General features: G+C 56.1%; 9 protein-coding genes. 6 read left to right on the forward strand and 3 right to left on the reverse strand.

The features are described 5' to 3' along the window. Positions 1–5 precede the first annotated feature (5 nt). Entirely contained in the window at positions 6–1,130 is a 1,125-nt protein-coding gene (locus ACXAE6_RS08940; protein WP_475146601.1) for a GGDEF domain-containing protein, read from the forward strand. 27 nt (positions 1,131–1,157) lie between these two features. Here the strand turns inward: ACXAE6_RS08940 and ACXAE6_RS08945 are convergent, their stop codons facing one another. Continuing rightward, on the reverse strand, positions 1,158–2,828 hold the full coding sequence (locus ACXAE6_RS08945; RefSeq protein ID WP_475146602.1) for a methyl-accepting chemotaxis protein: 1,671 nt from the start codon (positions 2,826–2,828) through the stop codon (positions 1,158–1,160). A gap of 374 nt (positions 2,829–3,202) precedes the next feature. Between ACXAE6_RS08945 and ACXAE6_RS08950 the strand changes: the two genes are divergently transcribed. The 4 genes from ACXAE6_RS08950 (at position 3,203) to ACXAE6_RS08965 (ending at position 6,751) form a co-directional block, all read left to right on the forward strand. Next, a complete protein-coding gene (locus ACXAE6_RS08950; protein ID WP_475146603.1) occupies positions 3,203–4,213 on the forward strand; it encodes an ABC transporter substrate-binding protein in 1,011 nt (336 codons plus the stop codon). 67 nt (positions 4,214–4,280) lie between these two features. Then, positions 4,281–5,108 (forward strand): ABC transporter ATP-binding protein, encoded by an 828-nt coding sequence (locus ACXAE6_RS08955; RefSeq protein ID WP_475146604.1) that lies wholly within the window; start codon positions 4,281–4,283, stop codon positions 5,106–5,108. Next, a complete protein-coding gene (locus tag ACXAE6_RS08960; RefSeq protein ID WP_475146605.1) occupies positions 5,105–5,908 on the forward strand; it encodes an ABC transporter permease in 804 nt (267 codons plus the stop codon). Before ACXAE6_RS08955 ends, ACXAE6_RS08960 begins: the two co-directional genes overlap by 4 nt. A gap of 75 nt (positions 5,909–5,983) precedes the next feature. Then, positions 5,984–6,751 (forward strand): EAL domain-containing protein, encoded by a 768-nt coding sequence (locus tag ACXAE6_RS08965; protein WP_475146606.1) that lies wholly within the window; start codon positions 5,984–5,986, stop codon positions 6,749–6,751. Positions 6,752–6,827: 76 nt separating this feature from the next. Here ACXAE6_RS08965 and ACXAE6_RS08970 read toward each other — a convergent pair whose 3' ends face one another. Then, positions 6,828–8,699: a PhoX family protein gene (locus ACXAE6_RS08970; protein ID WP_475146607.1), complete on the reverse strand. Its 1,872-nt coding sequence runs from the start codon at positions 8,697–8,699 to the stop codon at positions 6,828–6,830. Between the two features lie 151 nt (positions 8,700–8,850). Between ACXAE6_RS08970 and ACXAE6_RS08975 the strand changes: the two genes are divergently transcribed. After that, on the forward strand, positions 8,851–10,767 hold the full coding sequence (locus ACXAE6_RS08975) for a metallophosphoesterase family protein (protein WP_475146608.1): 1,917 nt from the start codon (positions 8,851–8,853) through the stop codon (positions 10,765–10,767). Positions 10,768–11,081: 314 nt separating this feature from the next. Here the strand turns inward: ACXAE6_RS08975 and ACXAE6_RS08980 are convergent, their stop codons facing one another. Then, positions 11,082–13,682: a Kelch repeat-containing protein gene (locus ACXAE6_RS08980; RefSeq protein ID WP_475146609.1), complete on the reverse strand. Its 2,601-nt coding sequence runs from the start codon at positions 13,680–13,682 to the stop codon at positions 11,082–11,084. Positions 13,683–13,704: the final 22 nt, after the last annotated feature.

Here is a 13,704-nt window from a genome sequence, read left to right on the forward strand (position 1 = left end):
CTTTAATGCTTGACAACCTGGACCGTCACTCACTCATGGATGCCTCTCCTTCAAACAATCGATGGCGTCGATTGTTCTCGCTGCGAAAACCAACACGGGTTGCCAAAGATCAATATCTGGAATTCCTAGCCATTCAAATCTCCAGTCTGTTTTCATTGTTGGCGCATGTTTTTTTGGTGGTGCTGTATCGCCATTACGAGGTGATGCCGATGGTGCTGTTCAGTCTCCTCAGCATGTCGCTCTGGATTCTGGCTATTGTTGCCAATCGGCGCGGTGAACATCTGCTGGCGGTGATACTGGTTTGCACCGAACTCTGTGGATACTCAATTGCAGCGGTCTATTTTTTGGGCCTGGAATTTGGTTTCCAGTTTTATCTGTGGCCGACCACCTGTCTGGCAGTCATTAATTCCCGGCTGGAGGTGCGCTGGGCGAGTCTGACCGGTCTGGCCTGCATTGGTTTGTTTCTGGTTTTAAACCTGGCGTTTCCCGGACAGCGCTACGACGGCGAACTGCTGCTCTGGGCGAAATTTCTCTACAGCACCAATGTGCTGTTAGCGGCCGCGCCGTTGATCATGTCGGTGGTTTTGGTGCGGCGTCATTTCGAACGCCAGCGTCGAGACCTGGTCGAACTGGCCACCCGCGATGAACTGACGCAACTCTACAACCGTCGTTACCTGCGTGAATTTCTGCATCCCTGGCGCGCCCAGGCACGACGCACCGGTGCCAGCAGTGTGATCGCCTTGGGCGACATCGATAACTTCAAACCGATTAACGACGAACTTGGTCATGAGGTTGGCGATGAAGTTCTGCGTGGTGTGGCGGCTTTTCTGTTGGAGCAGGTACGCGAAGAGGATCTGGTGTGTCGCTGGGGTGGCGAGGAGTTCGTTATTGTCTTTGCCAGCACCACTCTGGAGCAAGCGCAGATGATTTTACAGCGTCTGCATCAGGCCATGCCGCAGCAGCGTTTTATGGAAACCGAGCGCCAGGTCACCATCAGTTTTGGCGTCACTGATTTCAAGCCGGAAGAAGATTTAAGCGATGCCCTGGTGCGCGCCGATCAACTGCTCTATCGCGCCAAGGCGGCCGGCCGTAACCGTATTGAATTGGCGGCGGAAGGCAACGCTTCCTAAGCCAGGGTCAGGCCGGCAGCGGCGAATTTATTGCAACCGGAAGAAGGACACCGATTGCAATAAATCCTTGCTGAGCGCGTTCAGTGTTTCGGTGGAGCCGAGTGAAACGCGGGCGCGTTTGGCGTTGTCTTCACTGATGCGGTTTACATCGCTGACGGTTTCGGAAATACCACTGAGCGTCGCCGCCTGTTCTTCGGCGGCGGCGGACGTTTGCAAGGTCCAGTCTTTGATCTGATCCACGGCGCCGACGAACTGTTCGATGGTGCGACCGGCTTCACCCACGGTGTCGACGGTGGCGACCGACTTGGCGTGGCTGTCGCCGATCACCGTGACCGCTTCACGACTGCCAGACCGCAACTCTTCCAAGGTCTGCTGAATTTCTTCGGTCGATTGCTGAGTGCGATGCGCCAGCTTGCGCACTTCATCGGCGACCACCGCAAAACCGCGACCCTGTTCACCGGCACGCGCAGCCTCGATGGCCGCGTTCAGTGCCAGCAGGTTGGTCTGTTCAGCGATCGCCTGAATGGATGTGATGATGGCGGTGATGTTCTCCGCCTGGCCATCGAGCTTTTCAATCACACTGACCGATTGTTCGATCTCGGTGGCCAGTGTCTGGATTGAACTGATGGTGTCCTGCACCGTCTGGAAGCCACTGTCGGCGGCGTCCTTGGCTTGTTCGGATACCGTCATCGACTGACTGGCGGCCTCCGATACCTGACCGGAAGCGGTGTGCAGTTCGTCGATGGCAGTCGCCAGTTCGTGCATTTTCTGCTGCTGGTTTTCGGCATCGCGGAAGCGGGTTTCGGTGTCGGCCATGATGTCGTCGGCAGAGCGTTTCAGGTGCTCCGACAGTTCGATGACCGAACCGACGATGTCCGATAGCTTGGTGTTCATCTGCGCCACCGCGAGCATGACTTCATCGACCTCATCGCCGTTTTCGCGCGCTTCGATGCGTTGGCTGAGATCGCCGCTGGCCAGTCGCTGGGTCGCCTGAACAATGGACTTCAAGTCGCGCTTGATCTTGCGCAAAGTCCAGACCGCCGCCACCACGGCAACGCCGATCAACACCGCCAGCGCGGCAATCAGCACCCGTACCGTGGCCTGCTGAGAAGCGATCAGTTTGGCGGAGCGCAAATCGACCAGTTGGCTGTATTGCGTTGAAATCTGCCCGATCACGTTATCGACCGGTGCCAGCGCTTCCGTCATGGCCGCCTTGATGGCATTGCGCTCGTTCCAGGCGGCTTTGCCGAGCCAGGCTGTGGCGGCGTTGGCCGAGGCTTCTTCCAACTGGTCCAGACCGCTGTTGAATTGCTCAGCCAGCGCGCCCAGCGACTGGTCAGTCTGGCTCATCATCACCGAATCCCAACTGCGAATCAGGTCCGGACTCAATTGCCCGACCGTTTGCCGCAACTCGGTTTCGGTGGCGTCGGCGGCATCGATGGCCGCCTGCAGTTCTTCCTCGCTGATGGCGCTGGCGAAATACTGGGGTCCCAGTTCGGTAACCCTGTCGTATTGCTGATTCAGAGTCTCCCATCCCTGAGTCAGGTTTTCACTGAGTCGACGCAGCTGAGCATCCTTCTCGCTGTTGGCAATGACGGTATTGAAACTTGCGATGAAGAACACGGCGAGCACCAGCAGGGCCAGGATGAGGGCCGATACCAGCGCACTGATCTTCAACGTCAGGGAGATTTTTTTCATTCGTATGAGCTCAAGGAAATAGCGGCCGTTGCATAGAACATCGGCTTAAGCTGGGAAAAGCTTGAATGCGAAAGCCGTGCCGCTGCGAATTGTCTCTGTTATGGAAGCGATACCAGCGCGATCAGCTGCGATCTTTGCTGTATTCAAACGCTAGCGCTCCATAATGGAGCGTTGGGTGGCGCAGTATGTCAGCTTTGGTGCGCGCACGTCCGTCTGTGTTTTGTTACAGAAGGCATATTTTGGTGATCAGATGAAACAAATGTTTCTCTAAAGCGAGCATATCGATCATTTGTTCACATTGTTAACAACCTGGCCTACCCCTTGCAGTGCATCGATCGCCATAACGACAACCGATGCTAATGAGGGGATCTACCATGAATAAGCGGACTTGGCTCAGCGGCCTGGCCGGCCTGATGGCTGCAGCCGGCGCCAGCGCAACCGACATCGACTTTGCGCTCGACTGGAAATTCGAAGGCCCGGCGGCGCCTTACCTGATGGCCATGGAGCGTGGCTATTATGAAGAAGAAGGACTCAACGTCAGCATCGATTCCGGTTCCGGTTCGTTGGAAGCCATACCGCGCGTTGCCTCCGGCACTTACCAGCTGGGCTTTGCCGATGTGAATTCGCTGATCAAATTCCGCGACCAGAACAGCGCTGACGTGCCAGTCAAAGCCATCATGATGACCTATGATGCGCCGCCGTTCGCCATTGTCGCGCGGCGCAGTCTGGGTGTTGAAACACCTAAGGATCTGGAAGGCAAAACGCTGGGTGCACCGGCCACCGATGGCGCCTATGCGCAATGGCCGATCTTCGTCGAGGCCAACGGCATTGACGCCGACGCCGTCACCATCGACAACGTCGGCTTCCCGGTGCGCGAGCCGATGCTGGCCCAGGGCGATGTCGACGCCATTACCGGCTTTTCGTTCTCGTCCTACATCAATTTGAAATCCAAAGGCACACCGGAAGACGACATCGTGGTCATGCTGATGAGTGATTACGGCGTCGATCTGTACGGCAACGCCATCATCGTTAACCCGGCCTTCGCTGAAGAAAACCCCGAAGCGGTGGAAGCCTTTATTCGTGCCACCCTGCGCGGCTGGCGTGACACCATCGCCGATCCGGAAGCGGCGGTGCAGTACGTGCTGCAACACAACACCGTAGCGCGTGAAGCGGTGGAGCTGGAGCGTCTGCAAATGACCATTGCCGATAACATCCTGACCGACTATGTGCTGGAAAACGGCATGGGCGACATCGATGAAGAACGCATGGCCAACGCCATCGAACAAATCGGTCTGACTTATGAGTACAGCAACAAGCCGAGCGTCGATGACATCTTCACCGACGAATTTCTGCCCGCCATGGAAGAGCGGATGGTCGCACCCTGAGCTTGATCCAAACCCCGGCCGACGTGCCGGGGTTTTTATACCCCTTGTCCAAACACATAGGTCCAGCATGAGTTTTATCGACATTCAATCGTTGCGCCTGGGTTACGGCGGTATGGACGAAACCCAGCTGGTGCTCGACGGCATCGACCTGCAGGTCGAAGAAGGTGACTTCGCTGCCATCGTCGGCCCCAGTGGCTGCGGTAAATCGACCTTTATGAAATTGCTTTCCGGCCTGCTGATTCCGCAACAAGGCAGCGTCGTGCTCGATGGCGAACCGGTGACCGGGCCGCGCGCTCAGGTGGGCATGGCGTTCCAGAACGCCATTATGCTGCCCTGGCGCACCACCCTGGAAAATGTGCTGCTACCGCTGGAAGTGGCGCCGGCAACGAAAAAAGATTTCCGCAAACGTCGGGCGCAATATCGTCGCCGTGGCGAAGAACTCTTGGCGGCGGTCGGCCTTAAAGGCAAGGGCGATAAATACCCCTGGGAATTGTCCGGTGGTATGCGCCAGCGCGCTTCGCTGTGTCGTGCGCTGATTCATGAACCGAAACTCTTGTTGCTCGATGAACCTTTTGGCGCGCTCGATGCGTTTACGCGTGAAGAATTATGGAATGTGCTGCAGGAATTATGGCAACAACAACGCTTCACCGTGGTGCTGGTGACGCACGATCTGACCGAAGCCGTTTATCTGTCGAACACCGTCTACGTGATGAGCGCACGACCGGGCAAGATTATCGAAAAACGCGACATCGATTTTGCCCGGCCACGTACTTTGGAAAGTCGTTATCAGCCGGAATTTGTCAGTGCTGTCCATGAATTGCGCGAGCACATTCGCAGTGCGCGCGCCGAAGATGGCAGCAGTTCTATTGGGTCCTTGCAGGAGGCGTCGTCATGAGTAACGCCGCAACGAAACGATCCTGGGGTCAGCGCTTATTTGGCTGGCTGGGACGCGAAGAAGCCATGTCGTTCTGGGTAACGGTCGGCTTTTTTGTGCTTTGGGAACTGATCTGTCGGTTGAGCAATATTCCGGTTTATTTCCTGCCACCGCCGTCGGTGATTGTGCAAACCGGTATCGAATTTCAGCGCGCCCTGGTGGTTAATTCCATTCAGACCTTGTGGACCACCGCCGCTGGCTTTGGTCTGGCCGTGGTGTTTGGTTTGATTCTGGGCATTGCCATCGGTTGGTCGCGGCGTTTGTATCGCGGTTTGTATCCACTGATGGTTGGTTTTAATTCGGTGCCGAAAGTGGCGCTGGTGCCGATTCTGGTGCTCTGGTTTGGCATCGGCACTGTGCCCGCCATTCTGACCGCCTTTTTGATTTCGTTTTTCCCGATTGTGGTGAACGTGGCCACTGGCCTGGCGACCACCGAACCGGAAATGGATGATGTCTTGCGTGCGCTCGGGGCGTCGAAAATCGACCGTCTGTTAAAGGTGGGTTTGCCTGGAGCGATGCCGCACTTTTTCGGTTCATTAAAAGTCGCCATTACCCTGGCCTTTGTCGGCTCGGTGATTTCCGAAACCGTCGCCGCCAACTCCGGCCTCGGCCATATGATGTTGATGGCGCAAGCCAATTTCGAAGTGCCACTGGTGTTCGCTGGTTTGCTGGCGCTGGCCTTCGAAGGGGTGGTGATGTACGCCCTCTTCGTGTTGATCGAACAGCGCATGACTGGCTGGGCGTTCCGCTCGCAGCAGTAAAGGTCACCACGGCGGGGTGCGCCCAGCGTCCCCGCCGTCTACACTGAAAAAAAACAGTGTCCGCTTCGCTTTGCTATGAACAAACCCATCGATTTTCGTGAACTGGCCTGCAGCGAATGCCGCTCGGCTGACCTGCTCGGTTTTGATTTCTCCATGGCTTTCCAGCCCATCGTCTGCACCCGCGATAAAACCATCTTCGGTTACGAAGCGCTGGTGCGTGGTCTTAATGGCGAGCCTGCTGGCACCATCATTGAGCGGATCAGCGACGACAACCGCTATCGTTTTGATCAGGCCTGTCGGGTAAAAGCCATTACCCTGGCCGCCCAGTTGGGCCTGGATGGTATTCTCAGCATCAACTTCCTGCCCAATGCGGTGTACCGCCCGGAGCTGTGTATTCGTACCACCTTGCAGGCGGCGCGTGAAAATGACTTTCCCATCGAACGCATCCTGTTTGAAATCACCGAAGTGGAGCGGGTGGCGGACCATGATCATCTGGTCAATATTTTGCGCCACTATCAGCAGCAGGGTTTTATTACCGCGCTGGACGATTACGGCGATGGTTATGCCGGGCTGAATTTATTGGCCAAGGTGCAGCCGGATATTGTTAAGCTGGATATGGGGTTGGTGCGTGGTATTGAACTCGATCCCAAGCGCCAGATCATCGTGCGTTCCACCCACACCATGTTGCAGGAACTGGGTTGCCGCACTTTGGCTGAAGGCGTGGAAACCGAAGCTGAATTCAAGTTTCTGCGCGATCTGGGTATCGATCTGTTTCAGGGTTATTACTTCGCCCGTCCTGCCTTTGAAGCCTTGCCCGAGGTGGATTTATCTAACCTTAATTAAATCTTTTCAACATAAAAAAGCCCCCGCGAGCGGGGGCTTAAAAGGTTGGAGAGTCCGATTCTTATTGGAGATTCAATCAGGCGCCGATCACGCCGCCGTCTTCGCGGTAAACCGCAACAATGGACGAACGCGGTACGCCGTCGCGGGCGGCATTCGGCCAGGCGCTGCCCGGATGTTGAATGCCGACCAGAGCGACGCGGTGATCGTTGGCGAAGGTCAAACCGGTGATTTCACAACCTTGAGGGCCGACCATAAAGCGGCGGATATGACCGGTTACCGGGTCGCCACAGAGCATTTGGTTGTTACCCTGGCCGGCGAAGTCGCCTTCGTTGGAATAGTCGCCATCGGTTTGAATCCACAGCCGACCGAAGTCGTCGAAACGCAGACCGTCCGGGCTGTTAAACATGTTCTCTTCGGTGATGTTGTCGCTGCCGGCGTAGGCGCCGGTTTTCACCGCCGGGTTGCCGGCGATGGCGTACAGATCCCAGCCGAAATATTCGGAAGTGTGGTCACGGTTTTCCGGCATCCAGCGCACGATCTGACCGTAGTCATTTTCAGCACGCGGGTTCGGTCCGTTCAGCGGTTGGGCAGCGCTGGTGCCGCGACGGCTGTTGTTGGTCAGGGTGCAGAACACCATCGGTGCGGACGGGTGACAGGCGACCCATTCCGGGCGATCCATGGTGGTGGCGCCAACAAAGCTGGCGGCGGCACGGGCACGCACCAGAACGTCGGCCTGGTCGGCAAAACCATTGGCCTGGTTCAGGCCGTTAACGCCATGACGCAGTTCAATCCAGCGGCCGCTGCCGTCGTCGTTGAACTTGGCAACGTACAGACTGCCGTCTTCGAGCAGACGCATATTGGCGGCACGATCGTCCGGGTTGTAGGTGCCGCGTGAAACGAATTTGTAGATAAATTCACCGCGCTCGTCGTCGCCCATATAGACCACAGCGTGGCCGTCGTGGTTGATGGTCATGGCCGCGTTTTCGTGTTTGAAACGGCCCATGGCGGTGCGCTTTTTCGGCGTTGAGGTCGGGTCGGTCGGATCGATTTCGACAATCCAGCCAAAGCGGTTCGGCTCGTTCGGTTCTTGCGCCAGGTTGAAACGGCTTTCGTGTTGCCACCAGTTGTAGCCGGAGCCGTTTTCGCTCAGACCGTAACGCTTGTGAGCGTCGCTCAGGTTGGTGCCTTCGGGCGCGCCGAAATAACCGTTGAAGTTTTCTTCGCAGGTCATGTAGGTGCCCCAGGGCGTGCGACCGGCGCCGCAGTTGTTGAAGGTACCAAAGACGCGACGGCCAGAGGCATCGGCTGAGGTTTTCACGTAGGCGGTGCCGGCAACCGGGCCGGTCAGTTCAAATTCGGCGTTGCCGTGCAGGCGGCGGTTGTAGTCTGAACCTTTCTTGTATTCCCAGCGGCCATTGCGCTTGCGCTGCAATTCGACGACGGTAACACCGTGGGCGTTCAGGCCTTTTTGCACGTCTTCGGCGGTCTTGGCGGCTTCGCCATGGGTGTAGAAATATTCGTCGTTCAGGTATTCGTTGTTCACGGCCAGCACGGCGCGATCCGGGTCGATATTGCCGTTACGGTCGGTCAGGTGGAACAGTTCCATGCCGTCGGTGTTGTCACCGAACTGGCCGGCCTGGTCGGCGGCGCTGTTGTCGCGGGCAAAGTTGGGCGCGCCTTTCAACACCGGGTCACCCCAGGACATCAGCACTTCGTAGCGGTAACCCGGTGGCAATGAAATGTCGTCGGCGGTGCTGGTGGGAATGTTGTCGAAGCTCATCAGAGTCGTGGCTTCGTTGACGGCCAGGGCCAGCGGCGCAACGCCGCCCAGGAAGGCCGTGGCACCAGCAGCGCTGCCGGCTTTGATCAGGTTGCGGCGGCTGATGGCGTGGTCGATCAGACGGTCGAATTCGACCGGCTTGTTATTTTCGTCGTGTGGGATATGCATGATTGAAGGTCCTGTGTTTTTTTCAATTGGGTGGGCGAAGCGATAGCGATGTCGCAGTTTTGCGAAAGGCTGTGACAGTTGCATGACCAATAGATGACGCTTGTCTGTATGCTGTTCGAATGGATTAAATTGGGGACTGGGGAGTAGCCGTTTGACGAAGCAAATAGTCGATGACTGGCCATTGATCGTGGCCGGGCCACAGGTGCGACACCTGGATGCTCAGCAATTGGTGCTGTGGCTGGTGACCACCCAAGAGCCGTCCGGCCGCGCGCAATTGCATTGCGACGACAAGCCGGTGATGGACTTTGATCTGGCGGACTGTTGTCAGTCGTTGCGCATTGGTGAACACGCCTGGATCAATCTGATTAGTCTGAATGTCGAACAGCCATTGCCGGCCGATCAGCGTTTTGGTTACGACCTCTGGCTGCAACAGGCGGATACCGAACATAACCTCGCACAATTGGTTCCGGGGTTGTTGTACGACGGCGAAGAACGGCCCACCTTGGTACGCCGTGGCCGGCTGGATTATTTGCTGCACGGCTCCTGCCGCAAGCCGCATTTCCCATCGCAGGATGCGCTGGCGCGTGCCGATGATGTGCTGGCTGACACCTTGGAGAAACCGCAACAACGTCCAGCCTTATTGATGATGACGGGCGATCAAATCTATGCCGATGACGTTGCCGGCCCCATGCTCCATGTCATTCACCAGCTGATTGAAGCCTTGGGTTTGGCCGACGAACGCTGGCAGGGAGCGGCGCTGAACCAGAGTGCTGAACTGCACGGAAACACCGATTTTTATTATCGCCGTGCCGAGCTGTTACCGCGCGATAAAGACAACCGGAAATTACTGGAAGCGTTTTTTACCGGGGTGCGCAAACCGATTTTTACCGATGCTTCGGCGCGCAATCATCTGGTCAGTCTGGCAGAAATTCTGGCTATGTATCTGTTGGTCTGGTCACCACAACTGTGGTCGAAATTATCGCTCGATGCGCCGGATATCGACGCCAAATTTATCGACGATTATCAGCGTGAGCGTGAAGCGCTGGAGGAGTTTGTCGACAGCTTGCCCGCGGTGCAACGCGCCATGGCGCATCTGCCGACCTATATGATTTTTGACGATCACGACGTCACCGATGACTGGAACCTCACTCGCGCCTGGGAAGACGCCGCTTATGGTCATCCCTTTGCGCGACGCATTATCGGCAACGCCATCATCGGTTATCTGCTGTGTCAGGGTTGGGGTAATGCGCCGGATCGCATGGCGCCCTTGTTCGATAAGGCCGTGCCTGAGTGTTTTGCCAATGGCGTGGGCATTGAGCAACGCGACCAGGCACACAACAGCCTGATCGATCGCTTATTGCAGTGGGAGCACTGGCATTTTTGTCTCGATACCGAACCCAAGCTGGTGGTGCTCGATACGCGCACCCAGCGCTGGCCGTCGCAAAAGCGACCGAGCCGGCCATCGGGTTTGCTCGACTGGGAAGCCATGACGGAATTGCAGCAGGAACTGATTAACCATGACGCGGTGGTCATGGTGTCGGCGGCGCCGGTCTATGGCGTTAAGTTGATTGAGACGGTGCAGCGGGTGTTCACCTACTTTGGCCAGGCCTTACTGGTGGACGCGGAAAACTGGATGGCGCACCGGGGCGCGGCGAGCATCATGCTGAATATTTTCCGGCACCGTAAAACGCCCGGTCATTTCATGATTCTCAGCGGCGATGTGCATTATTCGTTTGTCTACGATGTGGTGCTGCGCCGCAGCAAGCATCAACCGGTGATCACCCAGATCACCTGCAGCGGTTTGAAAAATGAATTTCCCCAATCATTGCTGCCAGGTTTCGACCGTCTCAACCGCTGGCTCTATGGCCGCAAATCACCCTTAAACTGGCTGACCAAGCGACGCCGCATGTCGATTCGCACCCGCTTACCCGAAGGGCAAAAAGGCCGCGCTCTGGTCAATTGCTCGGCCCTGGGCCAGCTGTGGCTGGATGAACAGGGCGCTGCGCGTGAGGTGAGTTTATTGTGCGCCGACGGCAGCACCATAAAGTTTGCCCCGACCTCAGATTAACTGTTTGTTTTTTAACGATTTTTAAAAGACTGGTGTACGGCGGGGCTGAACCCACTTCTCCCGAGGTTGTACACAACCTTGTCCACGGCTTCTGTGGGTAACTGGATTGGTTGCTGTCTACCAGTGCATGACCCGTCCGAAAATAGATTGATGGTTTTAATTAAGCCAGTAGCGCCCGGCAACTGGCTTTTTTAGGTGTTCGTCCACGCACATCGGGCCCTGGCGTTCGGCTCTGTTGAAGATGCCGCATACAAAAGCAACGCCCATAAAAAAGGATGCCGAAGCATCCTTTTTGTTTCAGTTTAAAGCGGTCGTTACGGCTTTGGCCGAAACGCGTTTTTCAGCAATAACTGCCAATCTTTGCCGTCGGTGGATCGCCAGATTTGGTTGTCGGGTAAAGGTAACCCGGTGCTACGGGTATTACCTCCAATCAACATCAGTTGTGGACGAACGTCGGTGTCATCTGTTTTGGCACTGGGATATACCACCACTTGATGACCTTGGCGTCCGGAGAAGGCTGCATTGTCGGTTTCCCGCTGCCAGCTAATGCCGTTGGTAGACGACCAGACATCATTTTTTACCCCACTACCGTCTTTACCACCCATCAGCCACAGCCGCTCACCTTCGTCATCCTTTGCGTCGTAAACCACAACCTGATGTTCGCTGCGCGCTGAAAAGCAAAGGCTGTCGCCCGAGCAAGGGTCATGAAGATTCCAGTTGACGCCATCCGATGAAGACCAGACGTCATCTTGCATTCCGCCACTGTCTTCGCCGCCTATCAACCACAGCTCTTTGCCCGGCTCTTCAGTGTCGCCATCAAAGAGCACTAGTTGATGACCCGCACGGCCGCTGAAGAGTGAAGTATCTGGATCCGCAGGAGCATCGGCCTGGGTCCAGTCTGTGCCATTGGGTGAAGACCAGACATCGTTCAGGTAGTTATCCTCGCCCGCTTCGCCACCCACCAACCACAGTTGTTCACCATCGCCCGTATCGTACGCCACCACTTGATGACCGGCGCGCGGTGTGAAGCAGTTGCTGTCGCATTCACGCTGAGTCCAGGTAACGCCATCGAGCGACGACCAGACGTCATTGAGTTCGGCAGCACCAGTGCCCAGGCTCTTGCCACCGATTAACCAGAGTTTTTGCTTCTGATCATCCGGGTCTGTATACACCACCAACTGATGGCCTTCGCGGGGTGCAAACAAAGCTTCACCGGGGATGCTGTTAACGGCGGTTTGGAGCGTCCAATCGACGCCATCAATGGACGACCAGACTTCGCTTTGGCCCGCCGAGTGGCCCACCATCCACAACCGTTCACCGTCACCACCATCAAAAGCCACCGCCTGATGCCCGGCTTGCGGTGAAAAGTCGGCAAAGGGAAGTTGGCGAACCCAGTCGTTGCCGTTTTCGGTGGACCAGGTTTGATTGCCGATGCCTTCACCGCCAATCAGCCACAGTTCGTTTTGGTCATCGTGGTTGGTGTCGGCGACGAGCAGTTGGTGATAGCTGACCGGGTTAAACGGAACAGCGGGAGTCGTATGTTGGGTCCAATTGGTGCCATCAGGTGAGGACCAAACTTCATTATTCGGTGGATACTCTCCGTCTTTTATTTCACGGCCACCGACCAACCAAAGTTGTGGACCCTCACCGTCCAGAGCGTCGAAAACAGTGACCGCAGTAGCGTAGCGATTGCTAATAGGCAAATCCTCGCTGAGAGTCCAAGCGACACCATTGCCTGAAGACCAAAGTTGAACACTACCGTCGGACGTCTTAAACAGCCATATTTCCGACTTACCGTCTTGATCACTATCAAAGCCCATCACCCAGTTAGTTGTATAAACCGAAAACAGCTCTGGGCTATCCGGATCGGCATTCTTTAAACCCGTTTTTTCGGTCCAATCCACTCCGTTAGTCGATGTCCAGATGTCACCGTACGCAAAACCTGATTCGGTACTATTGTCGGAACCACCGAATAACCACAACTCCGGATTGCCATTCTGATCAGAATCAAAAACCACGATCTTATGATACTCTCGAGCGGGAAAACGCTGGTTATCCCGGATCGGATGCAAAACCCAATGAATACCGTCCATTGAGGACCAAACATCGTTATGAGTACTGCCACCGATCAACCACAACTGCTCACCCTTCTCATCCCCCGCATCGAACACCACCGCCTGATGTCCTCCGCGCCCAATAAACATCGCTGTCTCATTAACATCACCCGCATTGACCGAACGGTGAGGCACCCAAGTTCGGCCATCAGCGGAAGACCAGAGGTCATGCTCACCATCAAAACCGTAAATACCAGGGACCAGCCAGAACCGATCTCTGAAATACACCACTTGGTGACTGTTTATGCCCGGAAAACGCCGTGCATTCAGTTCGCTCACATAGTCGCGTCCGTCGGTTTGCAACAGTGCGTAGCTGGGTGCCGTTAGGCTGATATTGTCGTCGTTCTCGACGCTGAAGGGCGTGGTTTTGGGGAGCTCCAAATTAGAGCAACGCGCATTCAGGCTCTTCAGGCATTCCGGATCGCTGTAGGTATAGAGTTTGGAGTTATCACCGACGATGGAGCCGGTGAGCGTGAGTTGGTTATTGCTTTGTTGCGTGCCGTCCTCCGCCTGCTTGTCTGCCCCCACCCAGACGCTGAGTTGAAGGTCGTCGATGACCGGTGGGCCTTGATCCGGCGGCGCGCTGCTGGAACCGGAATCACAGGCGGCTAAGCCTGCCACCAGCACCACAGATGCCGACCAACGTAAAAAAAGACGAAACCGGCCGCGGCTTACCTGGCTGGCTAGCTGGCTGACTGCCAAAACGTTCATAAGACCATCCTCTGGTTTATGGATTTTAAAGGAGCGGCCGAACCGCTCTGGTGTGCGAGGATTGTCGAATGACCGTTCAGATAACGCCATTTTATTGGCGTTATATATTGTG

It is taken from the genome of Saccharospirillum sp. ABV4_185, assembly GCF_056159245.1.

What these genes read in the sequence shown, in the direction of transcription:
- ACXAE6_RS08940 (WP_475146601.1), top strand. Translation starts at nt 6, where the DNA reads ATGCTTGACAACCTGGACCGTCACTCACTCATGGATGCCTCTCCTTCA.
- ACXAE6_RS08945 (WP_475146602.1), bottom strand. Translation starts at nt 2,828, where the DNA reads ATGAAAAAAATCTCCCTGACGTTGAAGATCAGTGCGCTGGTATCGGCC.
- ACXAE6_RS08950 (WP_475146603.1), top strand. Translation starts at nt 3,203, where the DNA reads ATGAATAAGCGGACTTGGCTCAGCGGCCTGGCCGGCCTGATGGCTGCA.
- ACXAE6_RS08955 (WP_475146604.1), top strand. Translation starts at nt 4,281, where the DNA reads ATGAGTTTTATCGACATTCAATCGTTGCGCCTGGGTTACGGCGGTATG.
- ACXAE6_RS08960 (WP_475146605.1), top strand. Translation starts at nt 5,105, where the DNA reads ATGAGTAACGCCGCAACGAAACGATCCTGGGGTCAGCGCTTATTTGGC.
- ACXAE6_RS08965 (WP_475146606.1), top strand. Translation starts at nt 5,984, where the DNA reads ATGAACAAACCCATCGATTTTCGTGAACTGGCCTGCAGCGAATGCCGC.
- ACXAE6_RS08970 (WP_475146607.1), bottom strand. Translation starts at nt 8,699, where the DNA reads ATGCATATCCCACACGACGAAAATAACAAGCCGGTCGAATTCGACCGT.
- ACXAE6_RS08980 (WP_475146609.1), bottom strand. Translation starts at nt 13,682, where the DNA reads ATGGCGTTATCTGAACGGTCATTCGACAATCCTCGCACACCAGAGCGG.